Annotated in this window: 20 protein-coding genes; 17 read left to right on the top strand and 3 right to left on the bottom strand. The window is 47.0% G+C overall.

The genetic code is table 11. The features are described 5' to 3' along the window. The first annotated feature begins 5 nt into the window (after positions 1-5). From fliD to RNAN_RS06810, 5 genes are all read left to right on the top strand, one after another. On the top strand, positions 6-1,469 hold the full coding sequence (fliD, locus tag RNAN_RS06830) for a flagellar filament capping protein FliD (protein WP_008220147.1): 1,464 nt from the start codon (positions 6-8) through the stop codon (positions 1,467-1,469). A gap of 11 nt (positions 1,470-1,480) precedes the next feature. Continuing rightward, the gene (fliS, locus tag RNAN_RS06825; protein ID WP_008220145.1) at positions 1,481-1,915 is read left to right on the top strand and encodes a flagellar export chaperone FliS; all 435 of its coding nucleotides are present in this window, start codon (positions 1,481-1,483) and stop codon (positions 1,913-1,915) included. After that, positions 1,915-2,220 carry a hypothetical protein gene (locus RNAN_RS06820; protein WP_008220144.1) on the top strand — a complete coding sequence of 102 codons (306 nt, stop codon included), beginning with the start codon at positions 1,915-1,917 and terminating at the stop codon, positions 2,218-2,220. Before fliS ends, RNAN_RS06820 begins: the two co-directional genes overlap by 1 nt. Positions 2,221-2,240: 20 nt before the next feature. After that, positions 2,241-5,081, top strand: a complete 2,841-nt coding sequence (locus tag RNAN_RS06815; RefSeq protein ID WP_008220141.1) for a 6-hydroxymethylpterin diphosphokinase MptE-like protein — start codon at positions 2,241-2,243, stop codon at positions 5,079-5,081. A gap of 209 nt (positions 5,082-5,290) precedes the next feature. Continuing rightward, positions 5,291-6,538: a CDP-glycerol glycerophosphotransferase family protein gene (locus RNAN_RS06810; protein WP_148275672.1), complete on the top strand. Its 1,248-nt coding sequence runs from the start codon at positions 5,291-5,293 to the stop codon at positions 6,536-6,538. Between the two features lies 1 nt (position 6,539). On the opposite strand, the gene RNAN_RS18655 is transcribed toward RNAN_RS06810, so the two are convergent. Genes RNAN_RS18655 through RNAN_RS06795 form a run of 3 tightly spaced genes read right to left on the bottom strand, consistent with a single transcriptional unit; the run spans position 6,540 to position 10,252 of the window. Continuing rightward, a complete protein-coding gene (locus RNAN_RS18655) occupies positions 6,540-7,886 on the bottom strand; it encodes a glycosyltransferase family 2 protein (RefSeq protein ID WP_008220138.1) in 1,347 nt (448 codons plus the stop codon). Continuing rightward, a complete protein-coding gene (gene asnB / locus RNAN_RS06800; protein WP_081502274.1) occupies positions 7,883-9,817 on the bottom strand; it encodes an asparagine synthase (glutamine-hydrolyzing) in 1,935 nt (644 codons plus the stop codon). Before asnB ends, RNAN_RS18655 begins: the two co-directional genes overlap by 4 nt. A gap of 12 nt (positions 9,818-9,829) precedes the next feature. Then, complete coding sequence (locus RNAN_RS06795) at positions 9,830-10,252, bottom strand: FAD synthase family protein (RefSeq protein WP_008220133.1); 423 nt, start codon at positions 10,250-10,252, stop codon at positions 9,830-9,832. 159 nt (positions 10,253-10,411) lie between these two features. Here RNAN_RS06795 and RNAN_RS06790 point away from each other — a divergent pair, with 159 nt between their 5' ends. The 12 genes from RNAN_RS06790 to RNAN_RS06735 all read left to right on the top strand — a co-directional run bounded on the left by RNAN_RS06790 (position 10,412) and on the right by RNAN_RS06735 (position 22,912). After that, positions 10,412-11,728, top strand: coding sequence for a glycosyltransferase family 2 protein (locus tag RNAN_RS06790; protein ID WP_008220132.1), 1,317 nt, complete (start codon positions 10,412-10,414; stop codon positions 11,726-11,728). Then, positions 11,721-13,505 carry a hypothetical protein gene (locus tag RNAN_RS06785; protein WP_040551829.1) on the top strand — a complete coding sequence of 595 codons (1,785 nt, stop codon included), beginning with the start codon at positions 11,721-11,723 and terminating at the stop codon, positions 13,503-13,505. The genes RNAN_RS06790 and RNAN_RS06785 overlap by 8 nt, the downstream gene beginning before the upstream one ends. A gap of 115 nt (positions 13,506-13,620) precedes the next feature. Next, positions 13,621-14,391: a glucose-1-phosphate cytidylyltransferase gene (gene rfbF, locus RNAN_RS06780; RefSeq protein ID WP_008220128.1), complete on the top strand. Its 771-nt coding sequence runs from the start codon at positions 13,621-13,623 to the stop codon at positions 14,389-14,391. After that, positions 14,376-15,467, top strand: coding sequence for a CDP-glucose 4,6-dehydratase (gene rfbG, locus RNAN_RS06775; protein ID WP_008220127.1), 1,092 nt, complete (start codon positions 14,376-14,378; stop codon positions 15,465-15,467). Before rfbF ends, rfbG begins: the two co-directional genes overlap by 16 nt. After that, complete coding sequence (locus tag RNAN_RS06770; protein WP_052027263.1) at positions 15,455-16,015, top strand: dTDP-4-dehydrorhamnose 3,5-epimerase family protein; 561 nt, start codon at positions 15,455-15,457, stop codon at positions 16,013-16,015. Before rfbG ends, RNAN_RS06770 begins: the two co-directional genes overlap by 13 nt. After that, on the top strand, positions 16,012-17,235 hold the full coding sequence (locus RNAN_RS06765; protein WP_040551828.1) for a class I SAM-dependent methyltransferase: 1,224 nt from the start codon (positions 16,012-16,014) through the stop codon (positions 17,233-17,235). Before RNAN_RS06770 ends, RNAN_RS06765 begins: the two co-directional genes overlap by 4 nt. Beyond that, the gene (locus RNAN_RS06760; protein ID WP_008220120.1) at positions 17,232-18,371 is read left to right on the top strand and encodes a DegT/DnrJ/EryC1/StrS family aminotransferase; all 1,140 of its coding nucleotides are present in this window, start codon (positions 17,232-17,234) and stop codon (positions 18,369-18,371) included. The genes RNAN_RS06765 and RNAN_RS06760 overlap by 4 nt, the downstream gene beginning before the upstream one ends. Then, complete coding sequence (locus RNAN_RS06755) at positions 18,364-19,236, top strand: thiamine pyrophosphate-dependent dehydrogenase E1 component subunit alpha (RefSeq protein ID WP_008220118.1); 873 nt, start codon at positions 18,364-18,366, stop codon at positions 19,234-19,236. Before RNAN_RS06760 ends, RNAN_RS06755 begins: the two co-directional genes overlap by 8 nt. Continuing rightward, positions 19,233-20,225, top strand: coding sequence for an alpha-ketoacid dehydrogenase subunit beta (locus tag RNAN_RS06750; protein WP_008220117.1), 993 nt, complete (start codon positions 19,233-19,235; stop codon positions 20,223-20,225). The genes RNAN_RS06755 and RNAN_RS06750 overlap by 4 nt, the downstream gene beginning before the upstream one ends. After that, entirely contained in the window at positions 20,222-21,337 is a 1,116-nt protein-coding gene (locus RNAN_RS06745) for a biotin/lipoyl-containing protein (RefSeq protein WP_008220114.1), read from the top strand. The genes RNAN_RS06750 and RNAN_RS06745 overlap by 4 nt, the downstream gene beginning before the upstream one ends. A 19-nt stretch (positions 21,338-21,356) precedes the next feature. Further along, positions 21,357-22,121: a TylF/MycF/NovP-related O-methyltransferase gene (locus tag RNAN_RS06740; protein ID WP_008220112.1), complete on the top strand. Its 765-nt coding sequence runs from the start codon at positions 21,357-21,359 to the stop codon at positions 22,119-22,121. Between the two features lie 8 nt (positions 22,122-22,129). Beyond that, entirely contained in the window at positions 22,130-22,912 is a 783-nt protein-coding gene (locus RNAN_RS06735; RefSeq protein WP_008220109.1) for a cephalosporin hydroxylase family protein, read from the top strand. Positions 22,913-22,925 lie beyond the last annotated feature (13 nt).

The following is a 22,925-nucleotide window of genomic DNA, read 5'->3' as shown; positions in this document are numbered from 1 at the left end:
GGTTTATGTCGGGTATTAATTTTTTGGGTTCGGCGTCTGGCTTACCATTGGAAGAGTTAGTCTCTACCCTGGTAAAAGTAGAGCGTGACAGTAAACTGAGCCGGATTAATACCACAAAAAAAACCTTAGACACGTCTTTGTCCGGTGTTGGGCAGTTGAAATCGGCATTATCGGCGTTTCAGGATGCGGTAAAAAAGCTGGGTGGAAATACTTTAAATGCCCGAATTGCAACCGTTACTCAGCCGACCGAAAATAAAACCTACCTGGAAGCCTCAGCGTCCAGCACAGCCGCGGCAGCCAGCTTTGATATTAAAGTGAACCAGCTGGCATCCGGCAGCCGCCTGGAAAGTGCTGATGCAGCCTTCTCGTCTGCTAACGATGTAATTTCTACCACTAATGGCACTTTAACCTTTGCTGCCAACGGTAAAAGCTTTGATGTCGAAGTTACGGCAGGCATGACGCTGAATGAATTACGGCAAAAAATTAATGCAAAGAGTGATAATTTTGGCGTAAATGCCAACATTATTAATGCCGGCGGTGCTACCGGCACCAAGCTGGTATTGACCTCTGATGAGACAGGCGCGGGTAACGATTTGGTTATCACTAATAATAACGCTGAGCTTGATAACGTCTCAACCGTGCCAACAGGCGCTACAGCAGGCCTGAGTGTCAGCCAGGCAGCACAGGATGCCATTATTGAAATTGATGGTATTACTGCTACTAATGCCAGCAATACCTTTAGTAATGTTATTCAGGATGTCACCCTTACCGTTAAAGCTGTGACGCCTGAAGGTAACAATGCCAGTGTGAATATTGCTACTGACAATGCCAGTGCTGAAGAGAATATTCAGAACTTTATTAACAACTACAACGTGCTAGTTGATCAAATAGCCGGTTTGACCAAAAAGCGTACCTTAGGTGCAGACGGCAAAACCGTCACAGCAGAGGGCGGCGCTTTAGCCACGGACCAACTACCGAAGAACATCATGTCTCAGCTGCGAGGCTTGTTAGGTAATGTGGTTGAAGGCGCTGATGAATCATTGTCAACGCTATATTCGCTGGGTATTACGTTTCGTGAGGATGGAAAGTTAGAGATATCCAGCAGCGCTGAATTTGGTGCAGATTCTGGCCGAACCCGTTTTAATAAAGCGTTAAATGAAAACTATGATGGGGTGGCAGCCTTCTTTGGTGGTGATCAAGGTTTAAGTGCAACTCTGGATAGCTTCCTGAAAGAATTTACCCAAGCTGGCGGTATTATTGCCAGCAAAGAAAACTCGCTTAAGACACAAATTGATAAAAATACTAAAGATTTAGAGGCAGCTAACCGATATATAGCTAGTTTCGAGCAAACTTTGCGTAGCCGCTACACCGCATTAGATGCGCTGTTGGGCTCTATGCAAAATATGGCGTCCACGGTAACAGCACAGCTGTCAAGTTTGCCCGGATTTGGCACCAATAAATCGAATTAGTGGAGAGCACCATGAGTTATGGAATTAAAGCCTATAAAGCCGTTGGTATTAAAGATGACCTGGCCGTTGCCGATCCACACCGTGTTATTCAGTTGTTAATGCAAGGTGCTTTGGAAAACATGGCCAAAGCCAAAGGCTGTATTGAACGTAAAGATTATGCCGGCAAATCCGGCGCTATCAGCAAAGCGATTTCTATCATCTCGTCGCTGCAGGGCTCGTTAGATATGAGTGCGGGCGAGATTTCAGATAACCTGTTCTCACTTTATGACTTTATGCTTAATCACCTGATTCAGGCCAGCCGCGAAAAAAGTATCGCCAAGCTGGATGAAGTAATGGAAATTCTGCTGACCATAAAAGGGGCCTGGGATCAAATACCGGTGTCTGAGCGTGAGAAAGGCTATCAGCTGCAGGCACAAAAGACTCAGCAGCAAGCTGTGGGGGCTTGATGCGCCTGGGCGAAAAAGCACAGCAATGCCAATTACTGCAAGAACAGATTGAGCAGCTTTTTCAAACCGAGTTTTACTCGGTAGAGGAAGCTGCGGCGTTAGTGGCTAAACTGAATACCTTGCTGGTTACCCCTATAGATCCCTCAGATACACCGGTCGAGTCTGCCGAATTTTTACAACAAAACCTTGACTGGTTACAGAAAACAATGGCAAAACTGTCGGCACAACGAGATGCTGTGGCAGAGAGTATGCTGACGATTCAAAAAGGCAGGCGTGCCCGCCACAGCTACGGCCAACATAACTAAACCTTACTATCAGGCCCTGTATGCTGAAATACATTAACTACCAGCTGGACACTGACGATACCAGGCAAGCCAAGCTGGAGCGTGATATCTCTGCTCAAATCAATCAGCGTTTTAAAGCGAATATGTCCGCTTTCGCTCAGCACATCCCAAGTGTAGTGCCGATGATAGAGCAGCATGCTATTCAGCAGTATTCGGTATTTTGTACCCGCCAGGGCGAGTTAAATATTGTTGATTTTGCTACCGGCAGGGTGTGGTACAGCGAAACCCCCTTTGCCGAAGTGGCGGATGAAGTTCAAAGCTTCTGTGCGCAGGCTCCCTACATTGATTTAAGTGCAGACAAAGCTGCCGGCAGTAACAGTTGGCCAACCGAGCCGCTACCGGCACAAGTTGATGTTGTGTTGATGTTTGGTCTGGGGCTGGGGTATCAGTTAAACGAGCTATTACAAAATGCGCGTGTCAAATACCTGGTGGTGTACGAACCGAATCTGGATACCTTGCTGTGTACGGTTCAGGCGAATGACTGGGTACAATTATTCGATACCGCAGCAGCGCTTGGGACACAAATATTTCTGCAATTAGGTAACGACGCCTCCAGGCTCGCAGAAGATTTAACGGAATTATCTGCAGCAGCTCCTATTAACCGTGTGTATGTGTATCGACATTGTTTTCACCCTGTTATGGACAGCGTTTTGCAGCATGTATTTGAACACAGTGGAGATAAAACGAATTTAACTGATAGCAGACAGCACTTTGACGGCTATCAACATTTTTATGACTATGTTGCCGAACGTAATGGTAATGTGTTGGGGAATCAGCAGTTGCAAAGCATGGCTAAGGACGTGGCAAAGTATGAACGTAATATGGCGGCTTTAAAGCAGTTTTACCCACAAGTGTACAAGGTCATTAGTCAACACCAGCCAAAACACTGGCAGCTGTGTCAGGATAGTAATCATAAGATAAATCTGTTTCATTCTAAACGCAATGCCTTGTTTTATCAGGATATTGAGCTTGAATCGGCAGGATTGGTGGATTATTTTGTTAATCATCCATACCAGGACGACGTGATATTGGGCCAAAAGTTCAGCTATAAGCTGCGGCACTATTTGCATTTCTCGCAAATGCTTAAAATACAACCTATTTTAACGCGAGCGTTAAAAAAGCGTAGCAGATTGCCTGACACGATTGAATCTTTAATTATCTTCGGGATTGCCTCCGGCCGGCATATAGAACTACTGCTACAACAACATCAGGTAATCAATTTATATATTTGTGAGCCAAACCTGGATTTTTTCTTCGCCAGTTTGTATGTGATTGACTGGGCCAGTATTTTTACACAGGCAGAGGAAGGGAATAAGCGCATTTATTTGAACTTGGGTGGTGATGGCAGCCAGTATTTTTATGATTTGATGGCACAGTTCTATAAAGTGGGTGCCTACTCTATTGCTAACACTTACCTGCTAAGTGCCTATTTTAATGGCACTATGCAAAAAACGATAAATGATCTGCGCTCAGAGTTGAAGGTTGTGCTGGCAATAGGTGAGTACTATGATCACGCCCGCTTTGGTATTGCACACACCTATCACAGCTTAAAGCAGCAACACAAGTATTTAAAACATGATGCCCCGAAGATGAATTTGGCTGTGCGGCAACTGCCGGTATTTATAGTTGGCAACGGACCTAGTTTGGATCAGGTTTATGACTACCTCAAGCAATATCAGCACAACGTGATCATCATCAGCTGCGGTACTGCACTTAAAGCTTTACATAGCCACGGCATTAAGCCGGATTTTCATGCCGAGGTAGAGCAGAATCGTGCGACCTTCGATTGGGTATCTCAAGTTAATGATCCAGAATACCTTGCTGATATTAGTTTGCTGAGTGTCAATGGTATTCATCCGGATACAGCGTCGTTGTTTAAGCAAACGTTATTATGTTTCAAAGAGGGCGAGGCTTCTACCTATGTTTTTCAGCCTTCTTTAGATAAGCTCGGTTATCACACTGCCGCTTTAGCTTATGCGTATCCTACAGTGACGAACCTGGTTGTAAATTTTATGCTGAAATTGGGCCAGCCCTTGTTATACCTGTTCGGCGTTGATCTGGGCTATGTTGATGTTAATTATCACCACTCACGTAGCTCGGCGTACTACAAACAGGATGGCAAGCAAATTTATAACTATCAGGATGTGCATGGTGGTGGCGTTGTAGCTACGGGAAATTTTAGGCCGGCGGTGTTTACCAAGCCAGAGTTTGACGTATCACGAAAGCTGCTTGAGCAAGCAATTAAAGAGCACGGCACTCAATGTGAAGTTTATAACTGTAGCGACGGTGTAAAGATTGCCGGGGCGACTGCGTTGCAACCTGATAATATTTTATTACCCACCTCTTTACCGGATAAGGCGACTGTATTGTCACAGCTGTTTGATGCTGCTTTTCATCCGGATCTGTCTGAACAAGCAGATAAAATTTTTTCAAAGTTAGATATGGGCAAATTTGCTGAGAGTTTAACACGCTGGCAGTTAATGGTAGAAGCTGAGGTAGATACTCCAGAACAAGTGATGCAGCTTATTGCTGAGCAATGGGCATTTGTCCGAAGCATAGCGACGTCTGAAGGTAACCCTGCTTATTTATTGTTTCATGGCTCGACAAATTATATCTCAGCGGTATTAACCAAGTTGGCAGTAAGTGCCGGTGCAGATGTAGAAAATTATATGGCCGACATTACCAAGGTACTGGAAAACTGGCGCGAATATATAAAACTGGGAGCTGAGGCCTATTTGGCACAGCCACTGGCAACTGACCAGGTATATGTGCATTATCTTTACGGCAAGCGTGCAGATGGTAAGCCGCTGATTACCGAGTAGGGGCGTCGGTGTCGGCGGATAAACAGTATTATGTTGCACCGGCAAACCCTGCTGGACGTAACTTGTTGTTGAAACTGCAAAGCTCTGGCACTGAAGTCCTTGGTATTATTGATAACTTAAAATCAGGTCCAGAGATCACATCACTTCATTTACCATTAGGCCTACAACATAGAGTGGTTGTTGCCGCAGGCGCTTTCCAAGCCGGTGTTGTGTCTGGGCTGGTACAACGGGGCGTACCTGTCGGTGCGATTTTTTTGCAAACCGAAGCTGATAGCCTGACATTTCGGCCTTGCCGGCACTTAGGCGTAATGAAGTTCCTGCTCAAAAATTCTCTGCAGCAGCTGGTCGCCAAAACCTGTAGTAAGCTGCTTGCCAAGAGCTTTTTCATTTACTACGCCGAAGATTTTGTCGATACCAACTTACTTTTGCAATTTCGTTATCATCAGCGTCAGGAACCGGGGCAGGCGCTACTGCTTTGCCGCAATATTAGCAGGCAGCCTGACTTGCCGCATTGGGGCAAGGTCATTTTGGTAACATCAGACTGGCAACTATGTTGGTATTTGGCGCGAGCAAAAGTGGTGGTGCTGGATCACGAATATCCCGGTGGCTGGTTGGCGCAGTTCAGGCCTTATTTGAAAATAGTCCAGCTTTGGCATGGTTTACCTTATAAATATATTTCTGGTAACCGGCACTTATTACCTCAACCTGATGCCTGTTTTGTATCCAGTTCACTGTGGTATAACCAGCAGGTGTTTCCGGCATTATTTAATGCGCAGCATTATCTGGCACTGGGCTACAGTCGCAATGATGTATTCGTCACTGATGCACAGGACATAGATTGGTGTAATACGGTTCCGCAGGCGGTATTAGATGAGATACAAGCCAGCACCGGTCCGCTGTGGCTGTATATGCCAACCTATAGAGATAACGAGAGTGAGCTGCAGCTCGAGCTTTGCCGCATCGAAACGCTCTGCGCACAATATCAGCGCTCTTTCGTATTAAAACTGCACCCATTTATTTCGCGCAGGCTCGCCAGGCAGTTTGCCGTAGAAGATGAAATGCACGCGGTAATACCTTTGCCGGGCTTTGCACATATTTATCTGTATCCCAGTGGTATGAATATCTACCCCTGGCTGGCGCACAGTGAAGCATTAATTACAGATTACTCTTCGGTTGTCAGCGATTACTTACTGCATACAGGAGCTATATTTTTATACCAGTACGACAGGGCTACGTACAAGGATGCCCGTGGGGCCTTTTTGGTCGCCGACGAGTATTTTACTGCCGGACCGGTAGCCTCAGATACCACAGAATTATGCCTGTTGCTGGCTGAATTTGCAGAGCACGGCGATCGCTGGCAGCCAATCCGCCAGGCGCTTCGCAAGCAACTACAATTGACAGACACACCAGCTGCGCCGGCTATACTTGACCATATCAGGCAACTGGGCAGCAACTAACTCAAAGCCCGGCAATATAATCGACCAGGTTGGCAGCCCATCCACGCTCAATACAGTGTTGTCGTAGATGTAAATAGCTATCGCGCGAGCAGATCACTAGCCCCTCCGTGGGTTTTAGCTGAACATTCTGCGCTGGGCTACACACATAACCTAAATAATGTTCATCAGGTTGAGCTTGACTGTCAATAATACCTGCCACGGCAATATTGCTGGTGTGCAAAAGATGCAGCCAATATCGGCACCAAACACCTTTACCCCATAGCCATACCGCAGTTTTTTGCTGGAGCAAGTGTAGCGCTTGCGCCAGCACCGGTGCATCGAACTGCTGGCTGGCAAACGGTGTGGTGTCGCATCGAAATGCATAGGCAGGTGTTGTGAGCTCAGTCGAAAGGGTCATTGTCGGACACAGTGTCGCAAGCAATTGCCACCAACGAGCTTCGTCATCGCTACAGGCGGTGCTTAAGCGTTGGCTAATAGTCAGTCCTAACCTCTGAGCCCGCAAAGAGACCGGCGATAATAGAAAGGCACTGACCATAGTATGAAACTGGCTATAGCACTCTTCATACCTATCTGATTGCATAGCCAACTCTGCCAGGCTGTGTATCACCGTTACTTTCAGCGCTTCAGTTAAGGTGTTTTGTGCAACCAATGTTGTGAGGTGGTGCAGCAAAATACGGATATAGGCGGTAAAATGATGTTGCATATTAGTCGAGCGACCTTGAGGCTGCTTGTGGTAAATAACAGCAATATCATGCAGGGTGACAGCCTTGATGTCCGCTAATGCCAGCTTCCAGTGAAAGTCGTAGTCTTCAAGGGCTGCCAGGCTTTTGGTACTGGTATCAAAGCCGCCCACCTTGCGCACTATTTCAGTGTGGTAAAGGCCTGCATGCAGTGGGGCTACGTTACCCATAATAATGCCCTGCAGCAGGCTGTCGAACTTGGGCACGCCTTCGGTGTAATGTTGGCCTTTTTGCAGGCGATAACCGCAGAAACACAAGTGATTGGGTAAATTGTTCAGTATGTTAACTTGCTGCGATATGCAATTTGGTAATAGCTCATCGTCTGCATCTAGAAACTTTATAAAGCGGCCTGTTGCTTTAGCTATGCCAAGATTGCGTGCTGATGCCACGCCAGCATTGCTTTGTCGTACTATGCTAACCCGGCTATCAACGGGCCCCAGATCTTGAGGATAGTAAATCGGTTGCGCTGAGCCGTCATCAACGACGATAATTTCTAACGCCTGATGGGTTTGCCGCAGGCAGCTTTTCAATGCCCGACTGAGCAGCACCTGTTGATTAAAACAGGGAATAATTATGGACACATGCAGTGAATTATCAACATTTGTCATAACGGGCCTCTGTTAGCAGGGAAGTAATGCTGCAAAAACAACTCCATGTTAACTAACATCCAAATCAACATCGCCTGTTTTGTCGACGCTGATGTATGATTGTTTTGCAACAGCGTAAGCAACCCTGCCCGGCTAATTATATCTGCTGACACCATTACACCATCTGGCAGGATCTCAAGTGCAAGTTTATGCATGGGTTTATGTAGCTGGCCGGCCAGAGGCACCGGAAAGCCCACTTTTTTACGATACAGAATACTGTGTGGTAGATCGTGCTCAAAGGCTTGTTTGAGTACGGCTTTGGGCATATCAAATTGCTCTGAAACAACATCGCCTGTGAGCTCAGTGGCGGCCAACTGTGCTTGCGCTGATTGCCAGGCCATTTTGATATTCATTGGAAGCGAGAATGCATATTCAACCAGGCGATGATCAACAAAGGGAACCCGGGCTTCAACGCCGCTTGCCATGGTTGTCGCGTCTACCCGCTGCAACAAGCCGGGTAAATGTAAGTGCTCGAAACAATACATCATTTTACTGGCGTAGTCGGCTTGCGGGCACTCGTCAAAAAGACGCTCGAATTGTTGGCGCTGTTGCAGCAGCATGTCATGCCGTTGCAGTCTGTCTGTAAACAGCGACGGATGCTCTGTTAAATCCTGATAACGGTACAGATATAAAAAGTGATCCAACTCCGTATCAAAATGTCGTTTTGCATAGCGTTGTATCAGGTTTTTACCCAGTGTAGACTGCGGTGAAAGCACACCCCGGTATAACTTTTTAAGCTTAGTGTAATCATCACTACTACGAAACAGCCGACCATAACCGGCAAAAATTTCATCGGCACCTTCACCTGACAGCACCACAGTGACATGTTTCTTAAGTTGCTCGGACATCAATAGTAGTGGTACTTCATTTGGCACGCCTAATGGCGCATCTTTAAGCTTAATGAGCCGCTGCATATTGTTAAGGTAGTCGGTGTTACTCAGTAAAATTTCATAGTGCTCGGTCTGGTAGCGTTCTGCAACCTGGCGTGCGTAAGAGAATTCATTATAACCGTCATCACTAAAGCCAATGGTGAAGGTTTTGACAGTTGAACGACTTGCCCTGGCCATGGCGGCAACGATGGCGCTTGAGTCAACGCCGCCGGATAAATAAGCACCAACCGGCACATCAGCAATCATTCTGAGCTCCGTAGCCGATTGCACTAAGGCTCGTACCTGTTCACCGGCTTTTGCCATGCTGATTTGTTCAGCTTGACATGGGATATGCTGCGACAGGTTGTAATAACGTTGCCGCCTTGTCTGGCCATCAGCAGAGCGATACAGTAGGTGCCCCGGCGGCAGCGGTACGATTTCGTTGAAAAAGCTATTATTAATCAGTGGGTAACGAAAGCTAAAATAGGCGCTGACGGCAGCATCATCCAGTGATGGTTGGTTTGGCATCAGGGCGAGAAGTGATTTTACCTCTGAGGCAAAACCAAAATAATTGTTGTGCTGATAAACAAACAGCGGTTTAATACCAAATCTGTCGCGGGCCAAAACCAGTTCGCCGCTACGGTGACAGTATATTGCAAACGCAAACATACCGATAAAGTGCTGTAAAGCGTCGCTACCCCAGTAGTCCCAGGCATTAATCAGAACTTCAGTATCACCTTCAGTTTGAAAGCGATACCCTGCCTCCGTCAGTTGTTGCCGTAGTTGCTGATAATTATATATTTCACCATTAAATACCGCGGTGAGCCGGCCTTGTGCCGCCGTCATTGGCTGTTTAGCGTGTGGATTGAGATCGATGATGCTTAGACGTCGATGCCCAAGATGCAGATTATGTCCAACGCGTTGATAACCCCAATCATCAGGGCCACGATGACGCTGCAGATTGAGTGCGTCGAGAAAAGTTTGCTCAGAAAGGTGTTCAAACCAACCTAAAATTCCGCACATTACTAGCAGCCTTTAAAATGAATCGTTTCTGAGCTTTAACAACACATCGTTAATTAAGCTGGATGAGGTGCCTTTGGTGTAAGGAAAATACACTATCCTTACGCCAACCTCGTTGAACTGTTGCTCCAATTCCTGCCATTTGTCACTTTGGTACCAATCGTCACCTACAAACATGAGGTCAAATTTAAGTTTTTTCCAGGCTTCGAATTTATCCATATGCTCTTGTGGTACAACAGCATCGACATATTCGATGGCCCTGACAATCTCCATGCGTTCATCAAAGTTAATAACGGCTTTTTTGTTTTTATACGCCACCAAGTCATCGCTTGTTACGCCGACAATAAGCTTGTCGCACATACCTTTGGCATTGCGCAATAAATTTAAATGCCCAATATGAAAGAGATCGAATACGCCTGTGGTGTAGCCAATAATCATCTTGTTTACCCGTTAACATACTAACCATGTTTATCGGTAGCTTAACGGCATTCTTGAGCAGGTACCATTATTAAGTTAAGTTAATCTGATAAAAGTAAATTTCAAGATGAGTTGGCCGATAAACTGCCATTAAGTCGATTGTTTAAAGGATGCGCCAATATGCAGGCAGAGACGTTTGACGTGCCATTTATTTCGCTGGTCATTCCTACCCGCAACCGTCCGGATTTAGTTGAATATTGCCTGGCCTGCATTGCCAGACAAACCTTTACCCGGTTTGAAGTGATTTTATCTGATAACGGTACAAATAAGCTGTGTGATGAACAGTTTCAGCCGTATCGCACTGATCCCCGCTTCCGTTATGTCAGGCCTGAGACACCTTTCAACATGTGTCGGCATTGGCAGTTTGCGGTATCGTTTGCCCGCGGAGACTATATCACTGTACTAAGTGAAAAATTTATGTTGCGTCCGGATGCGCTGTTGATACTTTTTAACCTGACTCAAAGAAAACCAGCCGATCTTTATAGCTGGCAATTTGAACGCTATGAGGTAAGCGATAATGATTTACTAAACGGGCATTATCACCCACTGATGAAACCTGTTGCTGTGTCTGAATATTCTACGCGCGGCGAGTTACAACGACGTTTAGACTTTGCAACACCAACCTTTTACCGCCCATTACGGCACAAGACAAGCTACGGTAAGCTTTATTCTGGTTGTGTGAAGCGCATAGTGTTAGAGCAAGCGATGCAGCACTTTGGCAATATTTTTCAACCCTACAGTCCTGATTATACCTCTATGGTTGCCTTACTTAACGAAAGTGAAACTGCGGTTGATGTGGGACAGAGTTTAATGCTGGTCGTGTTTGCTTCGGGCATTTCAACCGGTGAGGCAACAAAAGTGTCGTTGAATGTGACGAAAAATTATTGTTTGGAATATGCAGATGACATTCCTGATTTTACTCAGAGAACCCTGTTTCCCGGTGCTTGGGTTGGTCACAACAGCTTTATTGCATATGATTACTATGTAATGCAGCAAAAAGCCCGGTATGGGCCTATTCGCGATTTGACTATTAACCGGGCCAACTTACTGAGCTGGTTGATAACTGATTTGGCAGAAGTAACCGACTGGGCTGAGTATGATGAACAGGGCTTTAAAGTTGCGATTAGCAGATATCTTGCACAGTATTCAGCACAGCAGCAAACAGAAATTTTGCAACGTGCGGACGCGCTTAGCCAGGTAGCCCCCTGTCTCCGGGAGATTTACCACAGTGGTTTAGTTAAGCTTGATACTATGCCATGGCCTATGCCTGCGAAATTACTGGCACAAACACACTGGCAGCATGGTAAAGCACCAGCCCGTAAAAACGTTTTGGCAAAAGACGGCGGAATTCTGGCGGCAGTTGACTATTGTTATCACTACAATCAGCTAAGTTGTAAGCTGCTTGGCATTACACCGCAAAGTGATACCAATGACTAAGTTGATTGCCTGTACCGCTGAATTAGCTGCCTGGAAGAGCGGACAATCCAAGATCAAGTTGGGATTTTTGTTAATGCCCTCTGCTGTGGCAAGTCAGTTAACGGATTTGGTAGCAGAGTGTGTCGCCGCCGACAGCAAAAAACTCAGCTATTGTCTGGTGTATAGTGGTTATGACGCCGTGACAGTAGAGAACATGGTACAAGGCTTGTCGGTCACCTTATGTCCGTTGTCCGTGTTAGAGCAGTATTGCCAGCAGTATCCTGCTCCTTTGGATGCTATGTTTATTCAGGAGAGTTATTTTGCACCTGAGTTAATACTGCCTGTTGAATTGATAAGAATTGGCTTGCCACACGGTACGGATATCCCATTAAAAAAAACGCTGACGACATATGGCGGACTGCTTGAGTTTGATTACGTATTGGCTATTAAACCCTTTTCTCCTATGGCGACAACGGCGTTTTTGCATGCTTACCCTGCGATGTTACGACAGCACCAGCGACCATACTGTGCTGTGATCCCGTTTGGCATGCCTAAATTTGACCGTTTTGTCCGTAAATGCCAGCAAGTGGGAAAACCAGACAGCATAATTTTGCACTTATCTAACCTGCAGCTGGAAAAAACCGACGTCTTACTGCTCGCCAGGCAATGGCTGCCGCTTTTGCTCAGCAGATTTCCACAATATAACGTTATTTTCCGGCCATTTCCGGCAGACTACGACCGACCTCAAATCATTGAGCTGGTTAGGCTTGGGCAGCAATTTGGCAATTTTGTATTCAGTGACGGTCCATCTTACATTGATGATTATGCCAGAGGCGCGGTAATGCTATGTTTTCGTGATTATAGCGACCATTTGTTTGCCCTGGCTAGTTCAAGGCCTGTTATCAGGCTGGATGAAAATTTTGAGCCGAAGTTGCAACAGATAGCCGGTGTCTTATTCGCTGAAAATGCATACAATTCAGCGGCAACGGTGTTTAACCCTGGCAAGTCAGCGGCTTATTTGCTGAGCCAGTTTGACTACATTCTTGATGATAAAGTACATCCGGACTGGTGTTATTTTTCGCTGGATATGTCAGATAGCGTCGAAGCAGTGTCCGCTGTTATTCAGCGGCATCTCGACGGGACGGCGCCGTTTCATAAGCTGGCGTTGGCAGCACAGCGGCATTTTCCGCGTGAGTTTAACTATGTGATGGCGTGTGTGGTTTCGTTAAGTCGTACCGCAGTACAGCAAAATCAGCAGTTAGTTGAGGTTTTCTGGCACAAGGCGGTCAGTTTGCTGTCGGATTGGCTCGAGCAACAACCTGTAACGCAGTATCAGTTGGAGCAACTGGCTCGTCACTTGTTATTGGCGCCAGCGCCCTGCAGAGCATATATGCTGGAAAGCGTTGTCGACAGTCAAGGTTACCGAGAATTTGTGTTACGGCTCAAGACTGCCATGCACGAGGTATTGCCCTTTAGCCCGGCACAGTTGCGGTTTCGTCACGCGGAAAAGGATGCCTGGCTTAGTAAGGGCGCCGTACAACTTTATGGTGCAGGAGAGCTGGCGCTTAAGCTTATGGATAACAGTGCATTCAGGCAGCACTTCAATGTGGTTAACTGGGTTGATCAAAACATCGCTTTGCACGGCAGGCAGGTACACAATATTCGTATCAATGCCGTCGCGTCGTTAAAACAAAACCCGGCACCAATACTGATATGCTCGGTTGCTTTTGCCGAAGAAATAGTCTGGCAGTTAAAGCAACAGTTGCAGTTACAGCATGAGATTTTTTTTCTTGAGTAAGTAGTACCGCAGCGTCTGGCATGATATATGCTTTTTTGTCAGATAGTTAAATATAAAGCCAATTTTTTGGCGGCATGATTTTGCTTGCAGGGCACAGTGCAGGGAAGGGGGGGCAATGACAAAAGCAGTTATTCTGGCCGGTGGCTTTGGTACTCGTATTAGTGAGGAGTCTCACCTGCGCCCCAAGCCTATGATTGAAATCGGTGGCAAGCCTATTCTTTGGCACATTATGAAAATATATTCGGCTCATGGTATCAATGACTTTGTCATTTGCCTAGGCTACAAGGGATACATCATTAAAGAATACTTTGCTAACTATTTTCTGCATATGTCAGATGTCACCTTTGATATGCGCTCGAATCAGATGGAAGTGCACGAAAAGCACGTTGAACCCTGGCGTGTCACTCTGGTCGATACCGGCGAAAATAGTATGACCGGAGGACGGTTACGGCGGGTAAAAGAATATGTTGGTAATGAAAGCTTTTGTTTTACTTACGGCGATGGTGTTGCGGACATTGATATCAGCGCAGCGATGAAGCGGCATAAGGCATCTGGTAAGACGGCGACAGTAACCGCTATTCAACCGCCCGGACGCTACGGTGCACTGGATATCAGTGGCGGTCTGGTGCAGCGTTTTCAGGAAAAGCCTGCCGGTGACGGTGCCTGGATTAACGGTGGGTTTTTTGTGCTTGAGCCAAGTGTGTTTGATTATCTGCAGCATGACAGTGACAGCTTTGAGGGGCAGCCGTTAATGAATCTGGCAAAACAGGGACAGTTAAACGCATACCAGCACATGGGGTTTTGGCAGGCCATGGATACATTGCGCGATAAAAACCAGTTGGAAGCGTTGTGGCAGTCAGGCGAGGCACCATGGAAGATCTGGTAAAACAGTGTTTCGGTGGCATTTTCGCTGGGAAAAAAGTTTTGCTTACCGGCCATACTGGCTTTAAAGGCGGCTGGTTAACGCTGTGGCTACAACAATTAGGTGCCAATGTCACCGGGGTAAGTTTGCCGCCTGACACTGAACCGTCGCATTGGCCATTGCTCAATCTGGCTGGTGAACATTATGAGCTTGATATTAATAAAGCTGCCGAGTTGGCGCAGGTTATTGCAAAAATAAAGCCTGATTTGGTGCTGCATTTGGCTGCGCAGGCGTTAGTGCGGGAGTCGTATCACTCGCCGGTTAGTAACTGGCAGACCAATGTGATGGGTACCGTAAATGTGCTGGAGGCGTGCAGGAAGACGCCGTCCGTAAAGGCAATTATTGCGGTAACCACGGACAAAGTATACGAAAATAATGAAACCGGAGCGGCATTCACTGAACAGGATGCGTTGGGTGGTCATGATCCATATAGTGCCTCTAAAGCAGCCTGCGAGCTTGCTATACAGAGTTACCGAAGCAGTTTCTTTACGACATCGGGGCCTTTGTTGGCAAGTGCCCGGGCGGGTAACGTGATCGGCGGCGGGGACTGGGCGACTGATCGCCTGGTGCCCGATCTGGTGCGCGCATGTGAAGCGGGGCAGGTGATGCGAATCCGTTCGCCTCAGGCAATCAGGCCCTGGCAGCATGTGCTGGACTCGTTGTCCGGCTACCTGCACCTTGGAGCTCAGTTGTTACAGGGGCACAGACACTTTGCGACCGCATGGAACTTTGGCCCGGTTGCAACAGATAGCAGAACAGTGGCAGACGTATTAGACATGATGCGACAGTTTTGGCCGCAGTTGCACTGGCAGGTAGAAAAAAGCGCCGCAGAATTTCATGAAGCTAAAGTACTCAGACTGAATATCGACAAAGCGCAGCTGCTGCTGCAATGGCAGCCGGTGTGGGACGTAACAAAGGCCGCGACCGTAACGGCCCAGTGGTATCATGCATTTTATCAGCAGCAACAGCTTATTAGTCTGACACAACTGCAGCAATACGTTGCTGATGCCAGAAGCAGTGGGGCGGTATGGGCAAACTAAGCTTGTACAGTACCCGGATATCTGGTGTTAGTTACGTCATATCCTGCCGTCACGCTGATAATCGTGGCAGTTTCAGTCGCTGGTTCTGTATGCAGGAACTGGCCGCTTTGCTACCAGATCAGAATATTGTTCAAATAAATCATTCATTTAGTGATAAGTCTGGCACGGTTCGCGGCCTTCATTTTCAACATCCCCCGTATGCGGAATATAAACTGGTTCGTTGCATCGCTGGCAGCGTGTTTGATGTTATTGTTGATCTTCGCTGTGACTCTCCGACCTTTTTACAACATGTGAGCTACGAACTAAGTGCTGAAAACAATGCGATGCTTATTATTCCGCCAGGGTGTGCACATGGCTTTCAAACATTAACGGATAACACGGCATTATTGTATTTACATACGGCGTACTATCAACCTGAAGCAGAGGACGGCATCCGCGCTGATGATGCCAGACTTAAGATCCGTTGGCCGCTGCCGATAAGTTGTATGTCTGAGCGTGATCAGAACTTTATGCCACTGGCGCTAAATTATCCGGGACTAAAATTATGAAATGCCGGCATTGCCAACATGAATTGCGTTTGCCTCTGATAGATCTTGGTGTCATGCCACCGTCAAATGCCTATTTGACCGCGGTATCTTTAGAGCATCCAGAGCCGGCATATCCGCTTAAAGTGTGGGTATGTCAGCACTGCTGGCTGGTTCAAACGGAAGATTTTACCAGGCCAGAGCAGCTGTTTACTGAGGATTATGCTTATTTTTCCTCTACCTCAGCCAGTTGGCTCGAACATGCCCGCCAGTTTGCGCTGAGTAGTATTCAAACGCTTGGTTTAACTCCGCACAGTTTTGTCGTTGAATTAGCCTCCAACGATGGTTATTTGTTGAAAAATTATCTGCAGGCAGGTATCCCCTGTCTTGGCGTTGAGCCTACCGCTGCTGCTGCAGCAGCCGCCCGTTTGCAGGGACTTGAGGTTGTAGAAGTATTTTTTGGAGCTAAGCAGGCAAAGCAGCTTAAACGATCACACGGTCAGGCCGATCTGATAGTTGCCAATAATGTATTGGCGCATGTGCCCGATATTAATGATTTTATCGCCGGGATAGCGATTATTTTGGCACCCGATGGTGTGGTGAGTATCGAGTTTCCGCATGTGCTGAATCTGCTTAATTTGTGTCAGTTCGATACCATTTATCATGAGCATTACTCCTATCTGTCATTGTTTACGGTGCAGCTTATGTTTGGTCAGGCGGGGTTAAGGGTGTTTAATGTCGAGTCATTACCCACACACGGGGGTAGTTTGCGGGTTTGGATATGTCATCAGCAAAGCGCTCGTCCAATCTTGGCATCGGTAAGTCGAGTTTTAACAGCAGAACAGGGGGCAGGTTTGCAACAAGATCGTGCTTACCTTGGCTTTCAGCAACGTGTTGATGACATCGTGACGCAACTGCAGGGCTTTCTCAATCAAGCTATGGCACAGGGTAAACGTATAATGGCGTATGGTGCGGCAGCGAAGGGTAATACGTTGTTAAATTATGCCGGTATTAAGGATACCGACATCACTGTGGTTGCCGATGCAGCAAAGTCAAAACAGGGAAAATTTCTGCCGGGCAGTCATATTCCGATCGTGTCGCCGGCAGACTTGATTGCATTACGACCCGATTATGTCCTGATACTGCCTTGGAATATCAAAACCGAGGTGATATCGCAGTTGCGGCCTCTGCTGCCCGATACGACAGTGTTTGTTACTGCAATTCCGGAGTTAGTGCTGCAATGAAAACGAAAATTGCTTATACCAAACCCTCCATCACTCAGCTGGAAATTGATTACGTGCTGGATGCGGTGACGCATGGGTGGGGCGAGCAGTGTTATAAGTATATCGAGCGCTTTGAAGCGGAGTTTTGCCGATACCTTGGTACTGAGTTTGCTATTGCAACATCCAGCTGTACCGGGGCTTTACATATGGGGTTAGCTGCGCTGGGTATCGGATCGGGTGATGAAGTGATCCTGGCAGACACTAACTGGATTGCAAGTGTTGCACCTGTGACCTATTTGGGCGCCACACCGGTGTTTGTCGATATATTACCGGATAGTTGGTGCATCAACCCGCAAGCGGTTGAACAGGCTGTTACGGCAAAAACCAAAGCGATTATAGCTGTGCATCTGTATGGCAACTTATGTGATATGCCAGCGCTGAAGGCTATCGCTGATAAACACGGCATTGCTTTGGTTGAAGATGCGGCAGAGGCGCTGGGTTCCGAATATCATGGTGAAAAAGCAGGCAGTATGGCCACCTTTGGCGTATTTTCATTTCATGGCACTAAAACCATGACAACGGGTGAGGGCGGTATTTTTGTTACCCGAGATGCAGATTTGTATGAAAAGGTCTTAACACTGAGTAACCACGGTCGCATGCGTGGGCAGACAAAGCAATTCTGGCCTGATGAGCTGGGTTTTAAATATAAAATGTCGAATGTACAGGCTGCCCTGGGGTGTGCCCAGCTAGAACGGATAGAAGAATTGGTGTCAGCGAAACGAGATGTGTTTGCCCGCTATTGTCATCTTCTGACGCAGTTTAGTGACATACAGCTCAATCCGGAACCTGCAGGTGTGATTAATTCAGCCTGGATGCCTACTGCCGTATTTAGCAAAGATACGGGTATTGGGCAGCAGCAGTTACTGGACGCTTTTCGTGAGCAGGACATTGATGCCAGAGTATTTTTCTGGCCACTGAGCAGCCTTAATATGTTTGCTGTCAGCCATAAGGGCAAACAACACACCCCAATTTCTTATGATATCTGCACCAGAGCAATCAATTTGCCGAGCTATGTTGGCATGACTGACGAAGAGATACAGCGAGTGTCAGATGTTGTCGTCAATCTGCTGCAGTGCCGGAGAGTTAGCCGTGGCTGAGCCAATATCTGATTTGATAAGACAGATGTGGTTAATACGCCATACCGAGGTGGCGTTGTTGGATTTATTTTCCCAAGGCAGAGTGCGCGGAACAGTGCATACCTGTCAGGGCCAGGAAGCTTGTGCTGTTGGCGTATTATCGGCCCTGAATAAAGATACGGATATTCTGTTTTCAAATCATCGTGGTCATGGTCATTATTTGGCATACAGTGCAGATGTTAAAGGTTTGGTTGCTGAGGTTTTGGGATTGCCATCTGGCGTTTGTCAGGGAATTGGTGGTAGCCAGCACCTGCAATATAAAAATTTTTATACCAACGGTATTCAGGGCGCAGGCGTTGCAATAACTGTTGGCATGGCGTTGGCAGAACAATACAAAGGCAATAACGTAGTGGCGGTGCCTTTTATTGGCGACGGCACCTTTGGCGAAGGTGCGATCTATGAAGCCTTTAATTTGGCTGCATTGTGGCGAGCACCGGTAATGTTTGTCGTGGAGTTCAACCACTACGCCCAATCGACGTCAAGTTATATGCAACATGCGGGTGACTTGCGTACCAGAGCAAGCAGTTTTGGCATTCCGGTGACGGTAATTGATGGTATGGATGTGTTACAGGTGCGGGCTGCAGCAACGGAGATCGCAGCATCCGTGCGTGCGGGGAAGGGCCCGGCCATGTTGTTTCTGGAAACTTACCGGTTAGGCCCACACAGCAAAGGTGATGATTTCCGTGATAAAGATGAGATTGAACATCATCGCAAGCGTGATCCATTGATTCTGAGCCAGCATCTTATTTCAGCGCAGGATTACGCTGACATCAAACAGCAAACGGCCAGTGAAGTGCAACAGATTATTACGGAATTGCTGGCATGAAAACGACTTACCTGGAATCGTTACAGCAAGCGTTGCATCAGGTCATGGCAGATGATCCCCGTGTGCTTGTGCTGGGCGAGGATATTCTCGACCCCTATGGCGGCGCCTTCAAAGTAACAAAAGGCCTGTCGACGCATTATCCTCAGCGGGTATTAGCGACGCCGATTAGCGAGAGCGCTATTGTCGGCCTGGCAACCGGAATGGCCTTGCGCGGCTTCAGACCAGTTGCCGAAATTATGTTTGGTGACTTTATGGCTTTAGTGGCAGATCAGTTGCTAAACAGTGCCAGTAAATTCGCATTAATGTACCAGGATAAGGTCTCAGTGCCGCTGGTTGTCAGGACACCGATGGGCGGCGGCCGTGGCTATGGCCCGACCCACAGTCAGTGTCTGGAAAAAATGTTTCTGGGCATTCCAGGGTTAAAAGTGGTTTGCCCATCGATATTGCATAACCCAGGGCAATTGTTACGGCAAAGCATTATTAATGACGACGGGCCCGTACTGTTTATCGAATATAAAAATTTGTATTCTCAACCTTTAAGCGTGCCAAAAACCGTAAGGGTCACGACCATAGGCGAACAATTCCCGCTGGTCGTTGCGCAAAACAGTGACGAAAAGCCGGACGTGATCATCCTGTCTTATGGTGGGCTATCTGAATCGCTGTTGCAGTTAATGCCGTATCTGGCAGATGAAGAAATATATGTGCGAGTGATCTTGCCATCTTTGCTAAGTACGACTTTAGACAGCGCAATAGTCACGGATTATATCGCCGGATGCCACAATATACTGGTAACAGATAACAATACACCGGGTTATGGTTGGGTTAGCGAAACGGTGTGCTCTCTTCGCCAGTACGCGTCGCTGCGTAATGCCAATATCTGTACGCTAACCGCGGCGGATACCGTCGTCCCTGCAGCGCAACGTTTGGAAGATGAAGCGTTGGTGACTGCAGCAAAACTAGAACAAACAATCTACAGGATGCTGTCGTGATTAAGCTGATTAAAGCGCCATTTCTGGGCGTTAATGATAAGTCTGCCCGATTGTTGCGTTGGCACATAGAAGCCGGGGCACGCGTCGAATCTGCTGAAGTGCTGTGTCAGCTGGAAACCACTAAGACCTTATTTGAGGTTGAAGCAGATAGCGCCGGTTATTTTTATACGGAAATCGCAGCTGATACCGATGTTGCGGTTGATCAGGTGTTGGCCATCGTTAGTGATACAGAATTAACTGATTATCATACGGCATGGCTGCAAGCTATTACTGAGCCGCAGACCGGGCTCAGCGCCGGTAACACAGCTCGTTATACAAAAAAGGCTGCAATGCTGGCTCAGCGGCATAATGTTGACATCGATGCGTTAGCTAACCGTTTAGGAAAAAAAGTACAGGAGCAGGATGTGTTATCTGTACTGGCCCACCAGACCAGCGAGCCACGCCGTATGGGCTTTTTACCACAGGAGCGCATAGGTATTATCGGTGGGGTGTCCGGTGGCGGGGCCATGATTATTATTGACGCCATTTTACGTCAGCCGCAACAGCAGGCGGTTGCTGTATTTGACCAGAACCCGGCTTTCATCGGGCAGAGCATTTTAGGCGTGCCGGTTGTTGGTGCTGCAGATGATTTACTGGAGCAGTATTTGCATGACGGGATTATAGATAAGGTTGTAATAGGGTTTAACCGCGATTTGGCGCAACGCGCAGAATTGTTTAACCAGTTGCAGGCAAAAGGCATACCTTTTGCCAACGTGATCGACCCCAGTGCCGAACTTCGAAATCACGTTATTTTAGGTGTAGGCAATATCATACTGGCTAATGTCTATATTGGTCCATGCACGGAAATTGGTAATAACAATTTTCTCACTGCAGGCATACACATAGAGCATGGTAATAAAGTTGGCAGTCATTGTGCTTTTGGCCCGGCAGTTGCTACATCTGGCAATGTAGTTGTTGGCAATGGCGTTCGTTTTGCCGCTGGTATTGTGGTTGAACCTGACGTATGTATAGGTGATAACTGTGTTATTTCCTCTGGTGCCGTCATCGTTGGAAATGTAGCCGCTGATAGCGTGGTGAAGATAAATTATTCACAGCAGATTAAAGCAAGATAATAAAAAAGCAGGATAGTGTATGACTGAGCAATTTTCGCTGGTAAACCAAAGTACACAAACGTCGAATGACACGTTGTATAAACAGCAAATGGAACAATTTTTTGCTCAGGCCAGTGGCACTGTTGTTGACAAATTGCAGAATTTTTCCCGTTTTACCTCCAGACAAAGTCTAAGTTTGTTTTTGGCAAAAAACGAGATTTTTCAGCATATATTGCCTATACATGGCAACATCGTTGAGTGTGGTGTTTTTATGGGGGGCGGTTTATTTACCTGGGCACAATTAAGCGCAATTTATGAACCGATAAACCATGGCCGTAAAGTGATTGGCTTCGATTCGTTTGATGGTTTTCCGGCGCTAGGGGAGCAAGATCAGAACACGGGTGCTGAAACAGAACATAAGGTACAGGGGTCTTACCGCTTTGAGCATATGGCTGAGCTGGAAAAAAACATCGGTCTGTTTGATTTAAACCGGCCGCTGGGCCATATCAGCAAGATGGAGTTGGTTAAGGGAGATGCGCTGCAGACCATTCCTCAATATATGGCAGACAATAAACATCTGGTAGTAGCCCTGCTATATCTGGATTTCGATTTGTACGAGCCTACTAAGGCAGCGTTAAAGCACTTTTTACCACGGATGCCCAAAGGGGCTGTTATAGCATTTGATGAATTAAATCAAAAGCAATGGCCCGGAGAGACGCTTGCTGTACTTGAAGAAGTTGGAATTAATAATATTCGTATCCAGCGCGTACCTTATACGCCATCTTTGTCGTATGCCATTTTGTGAGGTGAAGAATGAAAAATGATGCAAACCTGGCGTTCCAGCAAGAGGTTGCGGACAATATTAGTAAGCTGGGTGAAAACGCTCATCTTAAGCAATTGGCAAATCAATTTATCGTTGATTCCGCGCCCTGTAAATACAGCTACAACTTCAATTGGTTAGGCAGACCAATTATTCAGGTGCCGCAGGATATGATTGCACTGCAAGAGCTGGTTTGGCGGGTAAAACCGGATCTGATAATTGAAACCGGCATAGCGCATGGTGGTTCGCTTATCCTTAGTGCTTCTTTACTGGCGTTACTGGATTATGCTGATGCTGTGAGCAATGGCGAAGCCTTGGATCCGCTGCAGTCAAAACGAAAAGTTATCGGTATCGATATCGACATTCGCGTACACAATCGCCAGGCTATTGAAGCCCACCCGATGTCACACATGATTCAGATGTTTCAAGGCTCCAGTATTGATCCGGCTTTAGTAGATCAGGTTAAACAGGCGGCAGCCGGTTATCAGCGCGTGCTGGTGTGCCTTGACTCTAATCATACACATGAACATGTGCTTGCCGAACTGGCTGCATATAGTCCATTAGTCAGTAGTGGCAGCTACTGTATTGTGTACGATACCGTGGTGGAAGATATGCCGGCTGACATGTTTCCTGACCGTCCATGGGGGCCGGGTTATAATCCGAAAACGGCGGTGCATGCGTTTTTGAAACAGCATCCGGAATTTGTTATCGATAAAACTATTGAGTCGAAGCTGCTAATCACTGTTGCTCCCGATGGTTTTTTACGCCGGGTCTAGAAGGTACGTGCTG

It is taken from the genome of Rheinheimera nanhaiensis E407-8 (assembly GCF_000296695.1).
Lineage (GTDB): Bacteria > Pseudomonadota > Gammaproteobacteria > Enterobacterales > Alteromonadaceae > Alishewanella > Alishewanella nanhaiensis.
This window is presented reverse-complemented; position numbering and strand designations above follow the sequence as displayed.